The sequence below is a fragment of the Minwuia thermotolerans genome (assembly GCF_002924445.1).
GTDB lineage: Bacteria > Pseudomonadota > Alphaproteobacteria > Minwuiales > Minwuiaceae > Minwuia > Minwuia thermotolerans.
Window position 1 is genome coordinate 173363 of the sequence record NZ_PIGG01000034.1, and the last position, 18551, is coordinate 191913.

22 protein-coding genes are annotated in these 18551 nt (G+C 66.9%); 21 read left to right on the forward strand and 1 reads right to left on the reverse strand.

What is annotated here, in order from left to right; translation table 11 throughout:
- Positions 1-27: 27 nt before the first annotated feature.
- The 21 genes from CWC60_RS11505 (at position 28) to CWC60_RS23270 (ending at position 17857) form a co-directional block, all read left to right on the forward strand.
- Complete coding sequence (locus CWC60_RS11505) at positions 28-594, forward strand: thioredoxin family protein (RefSeq protein ID WP_109794141.1); 567 nt, start codon at positions 28-30, stop codon at positions 592-594.
- A 194-nt stretch (positions 595-788) separates the two neighbouring features.
- Positions 789-1130 (forward strand): ArsR/SmtB family transcription factor, encoded by a 342-nt coding sequence (locus tag CWC60_RS11510; RefSeq protein ID WP_164516501.1) that lies wholly within the window; start codon positions 789-791, stop codon positions 1128-1130.
- Complete coding sequence (locus CWC60_RS11515; RefSeq protein ID WP_109794143.1) at positions 1096-1530, forward strand: ArsI/CadI family heavy metal resistance metalloenzyme; 435 nt, start codon at positions 1096-1098, stop codon at positions 1528-1530. Before CWC60_RS11510 ends, CWC60_RS11515 begins: the two co-directional genes overlap by 35 nt.
- 25 nt (positions 1531-1555) lie before the next feature.
- A complete protein-coding gene (locus tag CWC60_RS11520) occupies positions 1556-2233 on the forward strand; it encodes a DNA-3-methyladenine glycosylase I (protein WP_109794144.1) in 678 nt (225 codons plus the stop codon).
- Positions 2234-2237: 4 nt separating this feature from the next.
- On the forward strand, positions 2238-2930 hold the full coding sequence (locus tag CWC60_RS11525) for a hypothetical protein (protein ID WP_109794145.1): 693 nt from the start codon (positions 2238-2240) through the stop codon (positions 2928-2930).
- A gap of 205 nt (positions 2931-3135) precedes the next feature.
- Positions 3136-3867, forward strand: a complete 732-nt coding sequence (locus tag CWC60_RS11530) for a PRC-barrel domain-containing protein (protein ID WP_109794146.1) — start codon at positions 3136-3138, stop codon at positions 3865-3867.
- Positions 3868-4073: 206 nt separating this feature from the next.
- A complete protein-coding gene (gene gatC / locus CWC60_RS11535) occupies positions 4074-4361 on the forward strand; it encodes an Asp-tRNA(Asn)/Glu-tRNA(Gln) amidotransferase subunit GatC (protein ID WP_109794147.1) in 288 nt (95 codons plus the stop codon).
- Positions 4362-5840, forward strand: coding sequence for an Asp-tRNA(Asn)/Glu-tRNA(Gln) amidotransferase subunit GatA (gatA, locus tag CWC60_RS11540; RefSeq protein ID WP_109794148.1), 1479 nt, complete (start codon positions 4362-4364; stop codon positions 5838-5840).
- Complete coding sequence (gatB, locus tag CWC60_RS11545; protein ID WP_109794149.1) at positions 5837-7288, forward strand: Asp-tRNA(Asn)/Glu-tRNA(Gln) amidotransferase subunit GatB; 1452 nt, start codon at positions 5837-5839, stop codon at positions 7286-7288. Before gatA ends, gatB begins: the two co-directional genes overlap by 4 nt.
- On the forward strand, positions 7288-7893 hold the full coding sequence (locus tag CWC60_RS11550; RefSeq protein WP_109794150.1) for a TetR-type transcription factor C-terminal domain-containing protein: 606 nt from the start codon (positions 7288-7290) through the stop codon (positions 7891-7893). Before gatB ends, CWC60_RS11550 begins: the two co-directional genes overlap by 1 nt.
- Positions 7894-7994: 101 nt before the next feature.
- On the forward strand, positions 7995-9722 hold the full coding sequence (locus CWC60_RS11555) for an N-acyl-D-amino-acid deacylase family protein (protein WP_109794151.1): 1728 nt from the start codon (positions 7995-7997) through the stop codon (positions 9720-9722).
- A gap of 138 nt (positions 9723-9860) precedes the next feature.
- Positions 9861-11489 carry a flavin-containing monooxygenase gene (locus CWC60_RS11560; RefSeq protein WP_109794152.1) on the forward strand — a complete coding sequence of 543 codons (1629 nt, stop codon included), beginning with the start codon at positions 9861-9863 and terminating at the stop codon, positions 11487-11489.
- A 247-nt stretch (positions 11490-11736) separates the two neighbouring features.
- Complete coding sequence (locus CWC60_RS11565) at positions 11737-12039, forward strand: BufA1 family periplasmic bufferin-type metallophore (protein ID WP_109794153.1); 303 nt, start codon at positions 11737-11739, stop codon at positions 12037-12039.
- Between the two features lie 182 nt (positions 12040-12221).
- Positions 12222-12749, forward strand: coding sequence for a YHS domain-containing (seleno)protein (locus tag CWC60_RS11570; RefSeq protein WP_206419897.1), 528 nt, complete (start codon positions 12222-12224; stop codon positions 12747-12749).
- A 160-nt stretch (positions 12750-12909) separates the two neighbouring features.
- Positions 12910-13203, forward strand: a complete 294-nt coding sequence (locus CWC60_RS11575; RefSeq protein WP_109794154.1) for a BufA1 family periplasmic bufferin-type metallophore — start codon at positions 12910-12912, stop codon at positions 13201-13203.
- A 73-nt stretch (positions 13204-13276) separates the two neighbouring features.
- On the forward strand, positions 13277-14152 hold the full coding sequence (gene bufB / locus CWC60_RS11580; RefSeq protein WP_109794193.1) for an MNIO family bufferin maturase: 876 nt from the start codon (positions 13277-13279) through the stop codon (positions 14150-14152).
- Positions 14149-14925 (forward strand): HvfC/BufC N-terminal domain-containing protein, encoded by a 777-nt coding sequence (locus tag CWC60_RS11585; protein WP_164516502.1) that lies wholly within the window; start codon positions 14149-14151, stop codon positions 14923-14925. Before bufB ends, CWC60_RS11585 begins: the two co-directional genes overlap by 4 nt.
- Positions 14922-15398, forward strand: coding sequence for a DoxX family protein (locus CWC60_RS11590; protein ID WP_109794156.1), 477 nt, complete (start codon positions 14922-14924; stop codon positions 15396-15398). The genes CWC60_RS11585 and CWC60_RS11590 overlap by 4 nt, the downstream gene beginning before the upstream one ends.
- Positions 15399-15467: 69 nt before the next feature.
- Positions 15468-16334 (forward strand): LLM class F420-dependent oxidoreductase, encoded by an 867-nt coding sequence (locus tag CWC60_RS11595; RefSeq protein ID WP_109794157.1) that lies wholly within the window; start codon positions 15468-15470, stop codon positions 16332-16334.
- Between the two features lie 23 nt (positions 16335-16357).
- Entirely contained in the window at positions 16358-17227 is an 870-nt protein-coding gene (locus CWC60_RS11600) for an LLM class F420-dependent oxidoreductase (protein WP_109794158.1), read from the forward strand.
- A 3-nt stretch (positions 17228-17230) separates the two neighbouring features.
- Entirely contained in the window at positions 17231-17857 is a 627-nt protein-coding gene (locus CWC60_RS23270; RefSeq protein WP_125182772.1) for a hypothetical protein, read from the forward strand.
- Positions 17858-18020: 163 nt separating this feature from the next.
- Here CWC60_RS23270 and ndk read toward each other — a convergent pair whose 3' ends face one another.
- On the reverse strand, positions 18021-18443 hold the full coding sequence (gene ndk, locus CWC60_RS11605; RefSeq protein WP_109794159.1) for a nucleoside-diphosphate kinase: 423 nt from the start codon (positions 18441-18443) through the stop codon (positions 18021-18023).
- Between the last annotated feature and the right edge of the window lie 108 nt (positions 18444-18551).

Consider the following 18551-nt stretch of genomic DNA (forward strand, 5'->3'; position numbering starts at 1 on the left):
CTTCCTTCAGCCAGAGGGAGGCCCCGAATGGCCTTGACCGAAACCCCTGCAGGTGAACTCGGCTGGACGGCAGCGGACTTCAGCCTGCCCGAACCCGGCGGCGAGACCCGCTCGCTCGCCGATCTGAAAGGCGAGAACGGCACCGTCATCGCCTTCATCTGCAATCACTGCCCCTATGTGAAGGCGGTGGCCGAGGATCTGGCGGCGGACGCGCGCGAACTGGAACGCGCAGGCGTCGCCACGGTCGGCATCATGCCCAACGACTACCGCGCCTATCCCGACGACGCGCCGGAGAAGATGGCCGCCTTCGCCGCGCAGCACGGCTTCGACTTCCCCTATCTGATCGACGAGAGCCAGGAAGTCGCTAAGGCCTATCGCGCCGTCTGCACGCCCGACCTGTTCGGCTTCGACCGCGACCTGAAGCTGGTCTACCGCGGCCGGCTGGCCGAAGGGGGGATCACGCCGAAGCCGGGTGCGGTGCGCGATCTGGTCGAGGCCATGAAGGCCGTCGCTGCGGGCGGCGAGGCGCCGGCGGACCAGGTCCCCTCCATGGGCTGCTCCATCAAGTGGAAACCCGGCAACGCACCGGACTGACGCGTCGTACGGTCACCCCCGCCCCCGTGCGGGGGTCCGGAGCGGCTTCGCCGCAGGTCCGTTGCATTGCCGGATGCCCGCACAGGGCGGGCATGACGCGGTCGAGAGCGACACCCGCCGCCCCCGCCCGGTACAGGGGTTCGGAGGGCATTGACGCGCGCCGAATTATCTATATATCTAGTGATATGGATAATTTGACCGCAGCCGAAGCCTTCGCCGCCCTGGGCCATGAGAGCCGCCTCGCCATCCTGCAGTTCCTGGTGGAATGCGGGCCGGAGGGGGCCGACGCCTCGACCATGTCGGCGGAGCTCTCCATCCCCTGGACGACGCTGTCGCACCACCTGGACCACCTGAAGCGGACAGGCCTGGTGCGGGCGGCGCGCGAGGGCCGGCGGCTGGTCCATACCGCGGAGTTCGCCGCCGTCCAGCGGCTTTCGACCTTCCTGCTGCGCAATTGCTGCAGCCGGCAGACACAGACACCCAGCCAGAGGAGCGAAGACCATGGCCCGACGCCTGCACGTGCACATCGCCGTTGACGACCTGGAGAAGTCCACGGCGTTCTATTCCACCCTGTTCGCCGCCGAACCGACCGTCCTGAAGGGCGATTACGCCAAGTGGATGCTGGAGGATCCGGCGGTGAACTTCGCGATTTCGAACCGCGGCGCCCGCGCCGGGGTCGACCATCTGGGCTTCCAGGTGGACAGCGACGCGGAGGTCGAGACGATCGAGGGCCGCCTGGCGGCCGCCGAGCAGGCCGTCGCGCCGCAGCGCAATGCCGCATGCTGCTACGCCTATGGCAACAAGTCCTGGTCGACCGACCCGGCCGGCGTCGCCTGGGAGATCTTTCACACGATGAACGAGATACCCGTCTACGGGGCCGACAGCGCCCCCACCGGGGAGATCGCGCCGCAGTCGTCCGGCGCCTGTTGCGGCTGACGCGGGACCGCGCCAATAATATGGCGTGGAAACGTTTGCCAGAATCCGGGCCCGCGCCGCCGAACGCAAGGGCGGCGCGGCAGCCCTCGAAGCGCTGATGCCGACGATCCGGCCGCCCGAGGAGGTGGCCGCGATCGCCGACGACCGCTGGCTCGCCGGCATGACGCGGGCGGTGTTCCAGTCGGGCTTTTCCTGGAAGGTCATCGATGCCAAGTGGCCGGGCTTCGAGGCCTCATTTCACGGCTTCGACCCGGGCCGCGTGGCGATGATGGACGACGACGCCCTCGACGCCCTGACCCGCAACCCGGCGATTGTGCGCAATGCGGCCAAGATCCAGGCGACGCGGGAGAACGCGGTCTTCGTCATCGGCCTGATCCGGGAGCACGGCTCTGCCGGCGCCTTCTTCGCCGGTCATCCGGCGACCGACCAGATTGGCCTGATGGAGGTCCTGAAGAAGCGGGCGAAGCGCCTGTCGGGCAATTCCGGCATGTACTTCCTGCGCCAGATGGGCCGCGACGGCTACGTCCTCGGCGGCGACGTGGTGAAGGCCCTGATCAGGTGGGGCGCGGTGGAGAAGAACCCGACCTCGAAACGCGACCTCGCCACCACGCAGGCCGCCTTCAATGCCTGGGCCGACGAATCCGGCCTGCCCATGGCCCATATCAGCCGCACGCTGGCCCTCTCGGTCGGCGAGGAGGACTGAGGCGATGGCGCGGGATCTGGACAGGCCTTCCGGCCGGGGCGACATCGACGCCTTCCTGGACAAGGTGAAGTCCACCCCGGCGAAATCGACCGGCCGGCGCGGGCGGCTGATCTTCGCCATGGACGCCACCGCCAGCCGCCAGCACCAGTGGGACCGGGCGCTGCACATCCAGGCGGAGATGTTCCAGGCGGCCGAGGAACTGGGCGGCCTCGACATCCAGCTCATCTTCTACCGCGGCTTCGGCGAGTGCCGGGCCAGCAAGTGGTACTCGGAGCCGGCGGAACTGCGCCGCGCCATGCTGACCGTGCGCTGCCTGGGCGGGCGCACCCAGATCGGCAAGGTGCTGAGCCGGGCGATGAAGGAAACCAAGGACAAGCCCGTGCAGGCCGTCGTCTTCGTCGGCGATTGCATGGAGGAGGACGCGGACCACCTCTGCGACCAGGCTGGGCATCTCGGCCTCGTGAACACGCCGCTGTTCATGTTCCACGAGGGCGGCGAGCCGCTGGCGGCGGGGACCTTCCGCCAGATGGCGAAGCTGTCCGGCGGGGCCTATTGCCGCTTCGACGCCAACAGCGCCGAGGCGCTGAAGGAACTGCTGCGCGCCGTCGCGGTCTACGCCGCCGGCGGCCGCCGGGCGCTGGCCGACCGTTCCTCGGGCAGCCGCCAGGTCGCGGGCCTGCTGGAACAGCTCAAATAGTACTGGCCGGTTTCGCCGCGACACGGTCGCCGCGGACCCCTTGCGCGAACGGTGCGTCGTACCATGTGGGCGGGTGACGCCGTCGCCGACGACGGGTCCAACAAGACCAACAATCACCGGGCCGGCGCCGCATGGCGCGGCCCGCCCGGGGCCAAGGCGTCGGCGCACAGGCGACCCAACAAAGACGATAACCAGGAGGAGCGTAATGTTTAGGAACCCTGGACGGATTACCGCAGCCATGCTCGCCGGCGCCGTGTCGCTCGGCGCGATGAGTGTCGCGCAGGCGCAGGACGCCCAGAACGACGATTGGGTGGATCTCGAAAGCTGGGACGAGGAATCGGTCTACAAGGGCTGGAGCGCCGACGAGATGCTGGATGAGGACGTCTATGGCGCCAATGGCGACGAGATCGGCGAGGTCGAGGACTTCATGATCGGATCCGACGGCAAGATCGCCAGGGTCGTCGTCGAAGGAGGCGGCTTCCTGGATATCGGCGACAGCCACGTGGCCATTCCCTATGACCGGATGAAACGGAACCGTTCGGATTCCTTCACCGCGCCGCTCACCGAGGAAGAGCTCGAGGACGGCCGTGTGGGCATGTTCGAAACCGTCGATGACATGCCGGCGAAGCCGCAGAACTGGCGCGTCAGCAACCTGATCGGCGATTCCATGCTGCTGGAGAACCGCGTCGGCTATGGCCTGGTCGACGATGTGATCTTCGGCAATGATGGCGCCATAAAGAGCGTGATCGTCCGTCCGAGCTACGGCTACGGCTATGGCCTCGGCCCGCGGGCGGTTCCCTACGCCAACACCTTCGACCCGTACCAGCCGTACTACAGCACGCCCTACACCCTGGCGGAGCTGGAGGAGACCGAGCGCTTCAACTACGGCCGTCTCGACGAGGACAACTGGGAAGGCGAGGCCTTCGGCGAGGAGTAATCTCCCCGCGGCAGGCAACGGCCCCGGACGGCGCGACGCCGTCCGGCGGCTCCCTGAATGAACCGGCGTATGCCATCGGGTTGAATGATCCGGGCGCGCCGGTTCTTTCGTGCGCCGCCGCGCCACTTGCCGCCTTCCGAGCGCCTTGGTAGGAAACGCGCCTTGGCGGTTGCCGCCTTGTGTCTTCAGACAATGGACGGAGCCCGATGTCGCTGGACAGGGAAACGGTGCGCCGCGTGGCGAAGCTCGCGCGGATCAGGGTCGACGAGGACCGGCTGGACGATCTCGGCCGGGAGCTGAACCAGATCATCGACTGGGTGGAGCAGCTGGGTGAGGTCGACACCACCGACGTGCCGCCAATGACCTCGGTGGAGAAGCACAAGCTGCGCTGGCGCGCCGACGAGGTCACCGACGGCGGCTATCCGGAAAAGGTCACCGGCAATGCGCCGGCGTCCGACATGAACTTCTTCGCCGTGCCCAAGGTGGTCGAGTAGATGACGGACCTGACCGACCTGACCCTCGCCGAGGCCCGGGACGGGCTGACGAAGGGCGATTTCACCTCCCTTGAGATCACCGAGGCCTACATCAAGGCCATCGGTACGGCCCGGCCGCTGAACGCCTTCATCTCCGAGACGCCGGAGAAGGCGGTGGAGATGGCGAAGGCTTCCGACGCCCGCCGCCGGAAGGGCGAGACCGGCGCCCTGGAGGGCGTGCCGCTCGGCATCAAGGATCTGTTCTGCACCGAGGGCGTGCTGACCACCGCGGCCAGCCACATCCTGGACGGCTTTCATCCGCCCTATGAATCGACCGTGACCCGGAACCTCTGGGACGCCGGCGCGGTGATGCTGGGCAAGCTCAACCTGGACGAGTTCGCCATGGGCTCGTCCAACGAGAACTCCTACTACGGCCCGGCAGTGAACCCCTGGGCGCCCGAGGGCGACAACCGCAGATACGTCCCCGGCGGTTCGTCGGGCGGCTCGGCGGCGGCCGTGTCCTCCCACATCGTCGTGGCGGCGACGGGCACCGACACCGGCGGCTCGATCCGCCAGCCTGCGGCCTTCACCGGCATTGTCGGCGTGAAGCCGACCTATGGGCGCTGCTCCCGCTTCGGCATCGTCGCCTTCGCCTCCTCGCTGGACCAGGCGGGGCCGATGGCGCGCACGGTGCGCGACGCGGCGATCATGCTGAAATCCATGGCCGGCTTCGATCCGAAGGATTCGACCTCGGTCGACGCTGCGGTGCCGGACTTCGAGGCCGCGCTGGATCAGGACGTCCGCGGGCTGAAGATCGGCATTCCCGCCGAATACCGCGTCGACGGCATGCCCGAGGAGATCGGGCAGCTCTGGGCCCGCGGCGAGGAGATGCTGCGCGACGCGGGCGCGGAGATCGTCCCCATCAGCCTGCCGCACACGAAATACGCCCTGCCGACCTACTACATCGTCGCGCCGGCGGAAGCGTCGTCGAACCTGGCCCGCTATGACGGCATGCGCTACGGCCTGCGCGTGCCCGGCGAGGACCTGCTGGACACCTATGAGCGCACCCGCGCCGAAGGCTTCGGCAACGAGGTGCAGCGGCGCGTGATGATCGGCACCTATGTGCTCTCCGCCGGCTATTACGACGCCTATTACCGCAAGGCCCAGCAGGTCCGCACCCTGATCCTGCGCGACTTCGAACAGGCCTTCGGGAAGGTCGACGCGATCCTGACGCCGACCACGCCGACGCCTTCCTTCGCCGAAGGAGAGAAGACGGGCGACCCGATCTCGATGTATCTCAACGACGTCTTCACGGTGCCGGCCTCCATGGCCGGACTGCCGGGCGCGTCGGTGCCGGTGGGTCTGTCGAAGGACGGCATGCCGCTGGGGCTGCAGATCCTCAGTCCCGCCTTCGACGAGATGACGCTGTTCCGCGTCGCGGGCGCACTGGAGCAGCGCGCGGGCTACGACGCCCGGCCTTCGAAATGGTGGGTGAAATGAGCACGATCCAGGGCGCCACGGGCGAGTGGGAAATCGTCATCGGGCTTGAGATCCACGCCCAGGTGACCTCGAACGCCAAGCTGTTCTCCGGCGCCTCGACCGCCTTCGGCGCCGAACCCAACAGCCAGGTAAGCTTCGTCGATGCCGGCCTGCCGGGCATGCTGCCGGTGATCAACGCACACTGCGTCGAGCAGGCGGTCAGGACCGGCATGGGCCTGAACGCGGAGATCAACAACTACTCGGTCTTCGACCGCAAGAACTACTTCTATCCAGACCTGCCTCAGGGCTACCAGATCAGCCAGTACAAGCAGCCCGTGGTCGGCCGCGGCATGATCACCATCGAGCTCGCCGACGGCGAGACCAAGGACATCGGCATCGAGCGCCTGCACCTGGAGCAGGACGCCGGCAAGTCCGTGCACGACCAGCACCCGTCCATGTCCTATGTGGACCTCAACCGCTCGGGCGTGGCGCTGATGGAGATCGTCTCCGACCCGGACATGCGTTCAGCCGAGGAAGCCTCGGCCTATGTCGAGAAGGTCCGCCAGATCGTGCAGTATCTCGGCACCTGCAACGGCATCATGGCGGAAGGCTCGCTGCGCGCCGACGTGAATGTCTCCGTGCGCCGCCCCGGCGAGGGCTATGGCACGCGCTGCGAGATCAAGAACGTCAACTCCATGCGCTTCATCCGCCAGGCCATCGAACACGAGGCGCGCCGCCAGGTCGACATCCTGGAAGACGGCGGCTCGATCGACCAGGAAACCCGGCTGTTCGACCCCAACAAGGGCGAGACGCGGTCCATGCGTTCCAAGGAGGAGGCGCACGACTACCGCTACTTCCCCGATCCGGACCTGCTCCCGCTGGAACTGGAGCCGGAATGGGTGGAGAAGGTCCGCGCCGGCCTGCCGGAACTGCCGGACGCCAAGAAGGCGCGCTTCAAGGAGCAGTACGGCCTGTCGGAGTACGACGCCCGGACGCTGACGTCGAACCGCACCCGCGCCGACTATTTCGAAACGGTGGCCAGCGGACGCGATGCCAAGATGGCCTCCAACTGGGTGACCACGGACCTGTTCGGCTTTCTGAACAGGACCGGTCAGGACATCGACGAGAGCCCGGTGAAGGCCGAACAGCTCGGCCAGCTGATCGACCGCATCGCCGACGAGACCATTTCGGGCCGCATCGCCAAGGAGGTCTTCGAGGCCATGTGCGAGACCGGCCGGGACCCGGATGCGATCATCGAGGAGAAGGGCTTGAAGCAGGTCACAGACACCGGCGCCATCGAGGGGCTGGTCGACCAGGTGATCGCCGAGAACCCGGACAAGGTGGCCGAAGTGAAGGATGGCAAGGAGAAGCTGCTCGGCTGGTTCACCGGTCAGGTCATGAAGGCCAGCCAGGGCAAGGCCAACCCGCAGGCGGTCAACGAGATCCTGCGCCAGAAGATCCTCGGCTGATGGCCCGCGCGGCGGCGGAGGGCGAGGGCCGGGACGGCGCCGCCATGATTCTGAACGCCGCGCTGGAGGTCTTCGTCCGCGACGGCTTCCACGGCACCTCGATCCGCACCATTGCGAAGGAGGCCGGGGTCTCCATCGCGCTGATCTACTATCACTTCCCGTCCAAGGAAGAGATCCTGCGCACGCTGATGCTGAAGGTCACCAACGACCTGCGTGACGAGCTCGTGGCGGCGCGGGCGGCAGCCGGGCCGAACCCCGTCGACCAGATGGCGGCGCTGGTCCGCGCCCATGTCCGCCTGCACACGGCCCGCCAGGCGGAAAGCTTCGTGGGCAATACCGAGCTGCGCAGCCTCGGCCCCGACGCCCTGGCCGAGGCCATGGCCGCGCGCGACGCGGTCTCGGCGCTCTACAAGGAGGTGATCGCCGCCGGACTCGCCGACGGCAGCTTCCGCTGCGAGGCGCCGGCCGAGGCGAATCTGGCGATCCTGACCATGTGCACCTCGGTGGCCGGCTGGTACAGGCAGGGCGGTCCGCGCAGCCCCGACGATCTGGCCGGAATCTATGTCGGTTTCGCGCTGGCGATCCTGGGGGCCGGCGAAGGCTGAGCCCTTGCCTCCCTGTCGGTTGACTCCCGGTCCGCTCTTGCCCTGAACGATCGTTCATGCGAGAGTCCGTTCACGTATCAGGACGCCATGGGGAGGATCGAATGGCCCGCTTTGAACGCGTAATCAAGAACGGGATGGTCGTGGACGGCACGCGCGCGCCGCGCTACCGCGCCGACATCGGCATCAACAACGGCGTCATCGCCGAGATCGGCCATATTGACGCGAAGGACGCGGCGGAAGTCATCGACGCGACCGGCCTGATCGTCGCGCCGGGCTTCGTCGATCTGCACACCCATTACGACGCCCAGGTCTTCTGGGATCCGTACTGCACGCTGTCGGGCTGGCACGGCATCACCTCGGCGGTGATCGGCAATTGCGGCTTCGGCTTCGCGCCGGTGAAGCCGGAGATGCGCGAGCGCGCCATGATGTCCATGACTCGCGTCGAGGCCATTCCGATGGAATCGATGAAGGAAGGCATGCCCTGGGACTGGGTGACCTTCCCCGAGTTTCTCGATTCCGTCGAGCGCACGCCCAAGGCGATGAACCTGCTGCCCTATGTGCCGATCGGCCCGCTGCTGATCTGGGTGATGGGTTTCGAGCGCGCCAAGGCCGGCGAGATGCCGACCGACGAGGAGCATGCCGAGATCGTGCGCCTGTTCAACGAGAGCCTGGACGCCGGCGGCTGCGGCTGGTCGGCCCAGCGCATGATCCCCGATGGCCCGGCCTCGGTGCAGCGCGACTTCGACGGCACGCCGATGCCGACCGACGTCATGCATGACGAGACCTGCCGTGTGCTGGCGCGCGTGCTGCGCGACCGCAACGAGGGCTTCATGCAGATGCTGCTGGTTTCCGGCGACAACAAGCGCGACCACGCGTTCTACGAGGAGATGGCCGAGATTTCCGGCCGGCCGATGATCATGAACGTGGTCCAGGCCTTCGACCATCGCCCCGAAATCCATCGCCGCGTCCTCGAATGGCTGAAGTCCTGCCGGGAGCGGGGCATCCGCGTCGTCGGCCAGGGCCTGACCACCGATGCCGGCTTCACTTTCACCTTCGAGAACTGGAACCTGTTCGACGATTCGGAAGCCTGGCGCGAGGCGACCACCGGCACGCTGGAGGAACGCAAGCAGAAGCTCGCCGATCCGGCCCGCCGCCAGGCGATGAAGGACCAGATGCCGCAGACAGCGACCGGCCCGCTGGTCGACATCGTCATCGTCGGCCCGCAGCTGGAGAAGAACAAGCAGTGGGAGGACCATACCCTGGCGCTCGCCGGCGAGAAGATGGGCAAGCACCCGGTCGACGTCATGCTCGACATGGCCGTGGAGGAGGACCTGGAGACCGAATTCTTCGCCGCCCCGCCGAATGGCAAGCTGGAGTACCTCAAGGAGATCGTGGACGACCCCTATGTCCTGTTCGGCGTCTCCGACGGCGGTGCGCATACCAAGTTCCTGACCGCCGGCCGTTATCCGACCGAGACCATCTGCAAGATCGTGCGCGACAACGGCATGATCACCCTGGAGGAGGCGCACTGGCGGCTCGCGGCCCTGCCGGCACAGCTTGCCGGATTCACCGGGCGCGGCACGCTGACCCTCGGCGCGCCGGCCGACATCATTGCCTACGACTACGAGAACCTGAAGGTGCTGCCCGACGAGATCGTCCACGACCTGCCGGGCGGGGAGTGGCGCCGTATCCAGCGGGCCAGCGGCTACCGCTACGTCCTCGTCAACGGCGAGGTCACCATCAAGGACGACCAGCAGACCGAGACCTATTCGGGCCGGCTGCTCCGTCATGGCGGCGGCGAACAGCAGATGGCGGTGGCTGCCGAGTAACATCGGACAGCGACCGAGCGTTCGAGCCCCGGGTCACCGCCCGGGGCTCTTTCGTTCCGGCGCGCCGTGCTTGCCTGCCGACACAAGGCCGCCCTAAAACAGTCGTCTGACAGGGGCGGGTGATCGGGGAGGTTCGCCATGACCGAGGCTGCAAGCGTGCAGGATCCGGAGCGTTTCGACGCCATCGTCGTCGGCGCCGGCATTTCCGGCATGTACATGCTCTACCGGCTGCGGGAGCTGGGGCTGAAGGTCCGGGTGCTGGAGGCCGGCACGGATGTCGGCGGCACCTGGTACTGGAACCGCTATCCGGGCGCGCGCTTCGATTCCGAAAGCTGGTCCTACGGCTATGCGTTCAGCCAGGAGATCCTGGACGAGTGGCAATGGTCGGAGCACTTCTCCAGCCAGCCGGAGAATCTCCGCTATTGCCGCTTCGTCGCCGACAGGCTGGACCTGAAACGGGATATCCGTTTCGAAACCAGCGTCACCTCGGCCCATTACGACGAAGACGCCAACGAGTGGGCGATCGCCGCGGAAGACGGCTACGCGGCCCGCGCGCGGCTGTTCATCGCCGCCATCGGGCCGCTCTCCGTGCCGGTCTGGCCGGCCATCGACGGCATCGGCGATTTCGAGCGCGAGGCGTACCACACCGCCCGCTGGCCGCACGAGCCGGTGAGTTTCGCGGGCAAGCGGGTGGCCGTGATCGGCACCGGCGCGACGGGCGTGCAGCTGATCCAGGAAGTGGCGAAGACCGCCGGCCATCTGACGGTGCTGCAGCGCCGGCCGAACTGGTGCGCCCCGCTGCACAACAGCCCGATCACGCCCGAGGAGCAGGCCGATATCCGCGCCCGGCACGAGGAGATCTTCGATCACTGCCGCAACACCCATGGCGGCTTCATCCACGATGCCGATCCGCGCCGCCTGCTCGAGACGCCGGAGGCCGAGCGGCTCGCCTTCCTGGAGAAGAAGTACGCCGAGCCCGGATTCGGCATCTGGATGGGCAATTTCCGCGACACCTTCACCAACGAGGAAGCCAACCGGATCCTGTCGGACTTCATCGCCGGCAAGATCCGCGAACGGGTGGCGGACCCGGCGACGGCGGAGAAGCTGATTCCGAAGGACCACGGCTTCGGTCAGCGCCGGGTGCCGATGGAGACCCGCTACTACGAGGTCTACAACCAGGACAATGTCGAGCTGGTCGACATCCTGGCCGACCCGATCCGGCGCGTGACGAAGACCGGCATCGAACTGGAATCCGGCCACCGCGACTTCGACATGATCGTCTACGCGACCGGTTTCGACGCCGTCCTCGGCGGTTTCAACAGGATCGATATCCGGGGGCTTGGCGGCCAGCGGCTCCGCGACAAGTGGGCCGAGGGGCCGACCACCTATCTGGGGCTGCAGGTCGCCGGCTTTCCCAACATGCTGACGCTGGTCGGGCCGCAGAACGCCGCCGGTTTCGGCAACATTCCCCGCGGCATCGAACAGAACGTCGAGTGGGTCGCGCGCCTGGTCCGCCACATGCGCGACAACGGCCTGGAATACGTCGCCGCAACGCCTGAGGCCGAGACCGAGTGGCAGGAGGAGGTCACCCGCTCGTCGGACAAGATGCTCCTGTCCAAGGCGGACAGCTGGTTCACCGGCATCAACCGCAATATCGACGGCCGTTCCCGCCGGGTCTATCTGCTCTACACGGCGGGCATGCCGGCCTATCGCGAGCGCTGCGACGCGGTCGCCGCGAAGGGCTATGAGGGCATGGAACTGCGCTGATGCGGCCCAAACCGCGCGAACACCGGGTTTTCAAGACAATTTGAAGCTGCGGGATCGGTGCGTTTTCGCGCCTGGGCCGGCCCGGCCCGGAACGCGGCGCCGGCTGCTGACGCGCGTTCACGCCGGCTTCACGCTGCACTCCGAAACCCCCGGATACCGCGGCTCCCGGCGCGGACGGCCCCTGTTGCACCCAGGTTCGCTTCGTCATCATCCCGCTGCCTTCACTGGACAGCAAGGAGAACCAGCCATGAAGACCACCCTGAAATCCCTCACCGTCGCCACCGCTCTCGCCGGCGCTGTCGGCATGGCCGCCGCGTTGACGGCCGCCCCGGCCCTGGCCGCCGACGGCGTCAAGTGCTTCGGCGTCGCCAAGGCCGGCGAGAACGACTGCGCAGCCGGCAATCACAGCTGCAAGGGTCACTCCACGGCCGATTACAGCGGCCAGGACTGGAAGATGGTCGAAGACGCCGGGAAGTGCATGGAGATGGGCGGCAAGCAGGCCGCCTTCGAGGGCATGAACGAGAAGGCGAAGATGATGAAGGACGGCTGACCCGTCCTCGGGGCGCGGCGGCGGTTCGTCCTTCGCCGCGCCCTTTCGCTTCCGGCTCCCGATCACGCGATCTCTCAACAACTCGTGTAGGGCGCGTGGGCGGGTTGCGGTCTTATCTTCCATCTCAGCGGGCCGCCGGACAGCGGCCTGAAAGAAGTCAACCAGACAGGGAGGCCGACCGGATGATGCGAGGCGCTGCGATGCTTGCGGCTGCGGTCATCCTGACCCTTTCGGGCGGCGTCCAGGCGGGCGAGCAGTACGTCGACGGCAGCGGCTTCGCGCTCAGCGGCTACGATCCCGTCGCCTATCGCGGTCTGGCGCAGGCGCCTTTCGGCGAACATCAACCGCCGGCCGTGCCCGGACGGGCCGGCTTCACCGCCGAGTACAACGGCGCCAGCTGGGCCTTCTCGACCGCCGCGAACCGGGACGCCTTCCTGGCGGATCCGGCAAAATACGCGCCCGCCTATGACGGCCACTGCGCCTTCGGCGTGGCCAAGGGCGGCAAGGCCCCGGGAAACCCGCATCTGTGGCGCATCCTCGACGGCAAGCTCTATCTCAACGTCACCCGCGCGGTGGTCGGCTTCTGGGAAGCCGACATCGGTGGCAACCTGACCGCCGCCGAACGCAACTGGTCCGGTATCGAGGGTCTTCCGGCCAATGACGGCGCGGTGCCGGAACTGGACGGCGCACAGGCGCCCGTCACCGAGTGATCACGCCATGCACGGCTTCTGCAATGTTGTGATGGCATCCTATCGAACACGGTCGTTCCGGCTGTTGCCGGGGCGGCCTTGGCGGACGGGGTTGCGGGGAACCCGGCCGCTGGCAACACTGACCGCCCCGCGGGTCAATGAAACACAGAGGAGAATCCTGATGAACGCCACCTTCAAGTCCCTTTCCGTCGTCGCCGCCCTCGCCGGTGCGGTCGGCATGGCCGCCACCCTCGGCCCGGTCGAGGCGGTCGCTGCCGACAAGGTCAAGTGCTACGGCATCGCCAAGGCCGGGCAGAACGACTGCGCCAACAAGGCCGGCACCCATTCCTGCGCCGGTCAGTCCACCGTCGATTACTCCGGCGGCGAGTGGAAGCTGGCCACCAAGGCCGAGTGCGAGGAGAAGGGCGGCCAGGAGCAGGCCTTCGACGGCGTCAACGAGAAGATGAAGGGCTGATTTCCAGCCGGGACAGGGGACGCCGGATGATCCGGCGTCCCTCTGCGCCTTGCCGGAACGGTCATTGGCCGCCATGAACCCGCCTGCCTCCAGCCTGCCGCCGACCGCCGGGTTCGGCCTGCGCCATCCCCATGTGCTGCAGGTCATCGACCGGCCGCCCGCCGTCGACTGGGTCGAGGTTCACACCGAAAACTACATGTATCCGGGCGGCCCGCGCCTGCGCCAGCTCGAGGCCGTGCGCGAACGCTTCGACCTCAGCCTGCACGGGGTCGGCCTTTCGCTTGGTTCGGTCGACGAGCCGGACCGGGATCATCTGAAACGCATCCGCGCGCTGGCCGACCGGTTCCGTCCCGCCGCCATCTCCGATCATATTGCCTGGGTGCGGGCGCCGAAGGCCGCGGGCGGGGCCAGCCTGAACGATCTGCTGCCGCTGCCCTGCACCGAGGAGGCGCTGGAGACCCTGGCGCGCAATATCGCCATCTTCCAGGACGCGCTTGGCCGCCGGGTGATGGTGGAGAATCCGTCCATGTATCTGGAGTTCGCCGGCGCCGAGATGGACCATGCCGAATTCGTGGCCGAGACCGTGCGCCGCGCCGGCTGCGGCCTGCTGCTCGACGTCAACAACATCCATGTCAGCGCGCGGAACCTGGGCTTCGACGCCAGTGACTACCTCGACCGCATGCCGTTCGAGGCGGTGGGCGAGATCCACCTTGCCGGCCATGCCGAGCGCGAAACGCCGGGCGGCACGCTGCTGATCGACGATCACGGCAGCCGCGTCCGCGACGAGGTGTGGGCGCTCTACGAGCGGGCCCTGGACCGGCTCGGAGCGGTGCCGACACTGATCGAATGGGACACCTGCATTCCCGATCTCCGGGTCATCCTGGCGGAGACGGCGAAAGCCCAGCGGCGCATGGACGCGCTGGCGGGTCCGCGCCGGGCGACGGCGTGAGCGGCCTCGCCGAGCTGCAGCGGCGTTTCGCCGAAAGCGTCGCCGGCAAGCCGGATCCGATACTGGACGCGCTCGTTGATGACGGCCGGCAGGCTGACCGCTTCGACGTCTACCGCAACAACACCTTCGCCTCGCTCCGCGAGGTTCTGGCCAATACCTTCCCCGCCATTGTGGCCATCATTGGCGAGGACCTGTTCGGCCGGCTGTCGGCCGCGTTCGTGCGGCACGCGCCGCCCCGGGCGAACCATCTGCTGGACTACGGCGCGGAGTTGCCGGGGTTCATCGCCCTATCGGAGCCCTTGCAGCGATGGCCGTTCCTCGCTGATGTGGCCCGCCTCGAATGGGCGGTGAATGCGGCCTATGGCGCGCCCGAGGCGACGCCGGTCGACCCTTCCGGGCTTTCCGGGCTCGCGCCGGTAGATCTGATGGCGCTGTGTCTTGCGCTGCATCCCTCGGCGGCGCTGATCGCCTCGGACTGGCCGGTGCATGCGATCCGGATGAACCCGCAATCGGCCGCCGACCCGGCGGCGATTCAGCCCCGGCCGGAGGCAGCGCTGGTCGCGCGGCCGGAGACGGAAGTAATCTGCCTGCCATTGCATCCGGCCGAGCAGGCCTTTCTGGCCGCGCTGGCCGAGGGCCGCACGCTGGGCGAGGCCGCCGAGCGCTGTCAGCAGGCCGATCCGGGCTTCGATCTGCAGGGCGCGCTGGCGCGACATCTGGCCGGCGGACTCTTCGTCCGCGCAGGTCATGACGAAGAAGGAGAACCGAAATGACGACGATGGACACGCCTCGGAGCGGTCAAGGCCTGGGCGGCCTCTATGCGGGCGTCTTCGGCCCGGTCGAGCGGGTGGGCGGCCCGCTGGTCGATCTCGCCTTCCGTCTCATCATGGCGCGCATCTTCTTCCAGTCGGGCTGGCTCAAGCTCAACGACTTCGAGAATACGGTCTTCCTGTTCCAGTACGAATACGCCGTGCCGGTGCTGCCGCCGGAGATCGCGGCGTATTTCGCCACCTTCTTCGAACTGGCGATGCCGGTTCTGCTGGTGCTGGGCTTCATGACCCGCCTCGCGGCCTTGCCATTGCTCGGCATGGCGCTGGTCATCCAGTTCGTGCTCGGCGCATCGAACCCGGCCTATTTCCAGTGGGAGCACTATTTCTGGATGCTGAGCCTCGTCTACATCTTCGTGCGCGGCGCGGGGCCGATCTCCCTCGATCACCTGATCTGGCGGAAGTCGGGTACCGTCTGAGCCCGGTGGCCTTCCTTCCCCGCGGGCGGTCTGCCATGTTGACCGCCGGCGTCTCGGGGGAGGAGCGGCATGAAATTCGGACTTAGATTCTGCAACACGGGCGCGTTCGTCGAACCGGGCCCGGCGATCGAGCTGGCCGAGGCGGCGGAGGAAGCGGGCTTCGAGAGCCTGTGGGCCATCGAGCACACCGTCGTGCCCAGGGGCTATGCGCCCAATGCGCCGCAGGTGGAGGGCGGCAAGATGGCCGGCGGCGTCGAGGATGTGGACATGCCCGACCCGATCGTCTGGCTGAGCTTCGTCGCCGCGCGCACCAGCCGCATCAATGTCGCGACCGGCATTCTGATCCTGCCGCAGCACAAGCCGCTGCACGTCGCCAAGCAGGCCGCCACCCTGCACCGGCTGGCCGGCGGGCGCTTCATGTTGGGCGTCGGCGTCGGCTGGATGCCGGAGGAATTCGAGGCGCTGGGCGCGTCGTTCGAGCACCGGGGCCGGTTCGCCGACGAGGCGATCCAGGCCCTGCGGCGGCTCTGGGCCGACAGTCCGGCCGAGTTCCATGGCGCCCATGTCGATTTCCCGCCGCTCTACTGCGAGCCGCGACCGGCGGGCGGGCACATTCCGATCATCGTCGGCGGCCACACCAAAGCAGCCGCGCGCCGCGCCGGGCGGCTGGGCGACGGCTATTTCCCCGCGCGCGGGGCGCCGGCGGACCTGTTCCGGATCGCCCGGCAGGCGGCGGAGGAAGCGGGACGCGACCCGGCAGGCATCGAGAGCACGGCCTCCCTGCCCGACGATTCGGCCGAGCTCTCCGACTACCGGAAGATGGGCGTGGACCGGGTGACGGTGCCGGTCTCGGCGGTCACCGGCATGCGGACGGCGGTCGCGAGTCCCGAAGAGGTTCTGTCGTGGAAGGGTTTTCTGGAAGACTGGGCGGCCTGACACCGGGCAAGGGGAGCAGCGACATGAAGTTCGGACTGAGATACTGCAACACCGGGCCCTATGTGGACCCGGTCCGCGCCGTTGAACTGGCCGAGGCGGCCGAGGAGGCGGGGTTCGAGAGTCTCTGGACCGTCGAACATACGGTCGTGCCGAAGGGCTATCAGCCCAACTACCCCTATGCCGAAGGCGGCCGCATGGCCGGCGGGACCGAAGACATCGATCTGCCGGATCCGCTGATCTGGATGGCCTGGGTCGCCGCCCGCACCAGCCGGATCAAGCTGGCGACCGGCATCCTGATCCTGCCGCAGCACAAGCCGGTGCACGTCGCCAAGCAGGTGGCGACGCTGGATCACATGGCCGGCGGACGCATCGTCCTCGGCGTCGGCGTCGGCTGGATGCCGGAGGAATTCCGCGCCCTGGACGCACCCTTCGAGGCGCGGGGCCCGGTCACCGACGAAGCGATCCGGGCCCTGCGCCGGCTCTGGGTCGACAGCCCCGCCGAGTTTCAGGGCGAACACATCCGCTTCGATCCGCTCTACTGCGAGCCCAGGCCGCCGAAGCGCCACGTGCCGATCGTCGTCGGCGGCCATTCGAAAGCGGCAGCGCGGCGCGCGGGCCGGCTGGGCGACGGTTTCTTCCCCGCCCGCGGCGCGCCCGTCGATCTGATCGATCTGGCGCGGAAGACGGCCGAAGAGGCTGGGCGCGATCCGGCCTCGGTGGAGATCACCGTCTCCATGCCGGAAGACCCGAAGGAACTGGACGGGCTCGCCCGTCTCGGCGTCGGACGGGTCACGGTGCCGGTCTCCGCCATGGCGGGACTGAAGTCAGCCCTCCGCGGCCCCGAGGACGCGCTGGCCTGGAAGCCCCTGATCGAGGAATGGGGCGACAGTTAACCAATGGTAGAGCTTCCCAAGGAATATATTGATGAGGTATTTGTCTACAAGACAGATAAAATAGCTGAACTCGGTAATCGACCGGACCGAACCATGATGATCCGGTTAGATATGGCGAGTTATTTTAGAAGTCTTGTTCATGATGGTTTGGCCGAGTGGGTGTCTGAACGATATCAAACACCTCTGCTGGTGCTTTGTCCTGAGCCAATGAGTGGGAATCCAAAACAAGACTCTAATATTGTAATTCCCAACAATGTGAAAAAATGCGCGATCCCAATTACGGAAAAATCACATCCGCCTGGTTTCTTCCATGCGCCATATTATTTGAACGAATATTTAGATACGCCAGTTGGTGTGCTGGCTCGCAGACCGATTACATCCAGAGATTGTATTTTATTTCTAGCTAACTATATGGGCGCAATCCATATGAAGCGTGAACTTGTCGATGGTGAGGGCAGAAGAAATATTAAGCCGAAGCAATTATATGAAATTAATCAAACTTTTAGTGTTTTTGATAATCCCGGCGTAATGAATTTCTTCGACAATGCGGCGATACTCATTTGGCGCGCATTGAAACCACTGCGTGATGAGGTTGCCTCCTACTATGAGGGCAACGACACCGAAGCCTAGTGAGCCGGCAACAATTGATCCAAATTGCAGTTCGTTGCTGACCCGTACTCCGCTGGATTCGTCGATACAAGACCGGATCGCCGAATCTGGTGGCGTGTCCGAGACTGGCGTGCGGAGACGGCGGGCTGGCCAGCCCGGCCATCCCCGGCCCGCCTGCGCCGCCTCAGCCGACGATGTCGACCGTGGCGAAGAAGTAGGCGATCTCGTTGGCGGCGTTCTCCGGGCTGTCGGAACCGTGCACCGAGTTGGCCTCGATGGATTCCGCGAATGCCTTGCGGATGGTGCCTTCGTCGGCCTCGGCCGGGTTGGTCTTGCCCATGACCTCGCGGTAGCGGACGACGGCGTCGTCGCCTTCCAGCACCTGCACGACAACCGGTCCGGAGGTCATGAAATCGCAGAGCGAACCGAAGAACGGGCGCTCCCGGTGGACGTCGTAGAAGCCCTCGGCCTGCTCCCGGGTCAGGCGGATGCGGCGCTGGGCGATGATCTTCAGGCCCGCGCCCTCGATCATGGCGTTGATCTTGCCGGTCAGGTCGCGGCGGGTCGCGTCGGGCTTGATGATGGAGAGCGTGCGTTCGGTGGCCATGGTCCTACCCCTCGTTCGGTTCGGGTCGCGTTGAGAACTCGCGCCGCCCGTGCCGGATCGGCCGCGAAAGAATGACGCCCGGCTTATAGCCGCACCGTCCTCTGCGGC

Bases quoted from the DNA above. Each gene is read 5' to 3' on its own strand.
- gatC (WP_109794147.1), top strand. From the start codon at position 4,074: ATGTCGCTGGACAGGGAAACGGTGCGCCGCGTGGCGAAGCTCGCGCGG.
- gatB (WP_109794149.1), top strand. From the start codon at position 5,837: ATGAGCACGATCCAGGGCGCCACGGGCGAGTGGGAAATCGTCATCGGG.
- bufB (WP_109794193.1), top strand. From the start codon at position 13,277: ATGAACCCGCCTGCCTCCAGCCTGCCGCCGACCGCCGGGTTCGGCCTG.
- CWC60_RS11515 (WP_109794143.1), top strand. From the start codon at position 1,096: ATGGCCCGACGCCTGCACGTGCACATCGCCGTTGACGACCTGGAGAAG.
- CWC60_RS11590 (WP_109794156.1), top strand. From the start codon at position 14,922: ATGACGACGATGGACACGCCTCGGAGCGGTCAAGGCCTGGGCGGCCTC.
- CWC60_RS11600 (WP_109794158.1), top strand. From the start codon at position 16,358: ATGAAGTTCGGACTGAGATACTGCAACACCGGGCCCTATGTGGACCCG.
- CWC60_RS11595 (WP_109794157.1), top strand. From the start codon at position 15,468: ATGAAATTCGGACTTAGATTCTGCAACACGGGCGCGTTCGTCGAACCG.
- CWC60_RS11560 (WP_109794152.1), top strand. From the start codon at position 9,861: ATGACCGAGGCTGCAAGCGTGCAGGATCCGGAGCGTTTCGACGCCATC.
- CWC60_RS23270 (WP_125182772.1), top strand. From the start codon at position 17,231: ATGGTAGAGCTTCCCAAGGAATATATTGATGAGGTATTTGTCTACAAG.
- CWC60_RS11570 (WP_206419897.1), top strand. From the start codon at position 12,222: ATGATGCGAGGCGCTGCGATGCTTGCGGCTGCGGTCATCCTGACCCTT.
- gatA (WP_109794148.1), top strand. From the start codon at position 4,362: ATGACGGACCTGACCGACCTGACCCTCGCCGAGGCCCGGGACGGGCTG.
- CWC60_RS11550 (WP_109794150.1), top strand. From the start codon at position 7,288: ATGGCCCGCGCGGCGGCGGAGGGCGAGGGCCGGGACGGCGCCGCCATG.
- CWC60_RS11530 (WP_109794146.1), top strand. From the start codon at position 3,136: ATGTTTAGGAACCCTGGACGGATTACCGCAGCCATGCTCGCCGGCGCC.
- CWC60_RS11575 (WP_109794154.1), top strand. From the start codon at position 12,910: ATGAACGCCACCTTCAAGTCCCTTTCCGTCGTCGCCGCCCTCGCCGGT.
- CWC60_RS11505 (WP_109794141.1), top strand. From the start codon at position 28: ATGGCCTTGACCGAAACCCCTGCAGGTGAACTCGGCTGGACGGCAGCG.
- CWC60_RS11565 (WP_109794153.1), top strand. From the start codon at position 11,737: ATGAAGACCACCCTGAAATCCCTCACCGTCGCCACCGCTCTCGCCGGC.
- CWC60_RS11525 (WP_109794145.1), top strand. From the start codon at position 2,238: ATGGCGCGGGATCTGGACAGGCCTTCCGGCCGGGGCGACATCGACGCC.
- CWC60_RS11555 (WP_109794151.1), top strand. From the start codon at position 7,995: ATGGCCCGCTTTGAACGCGTAATCAAGAACGGGATGGTCGTGGACGGC.
- ndk (WP_109794159.1), bottom strand. From the start codon at position 18,443: ATGGCCACCGAACGCACGCTCTCCATCATCAAGCCCGACGCGACCCGC.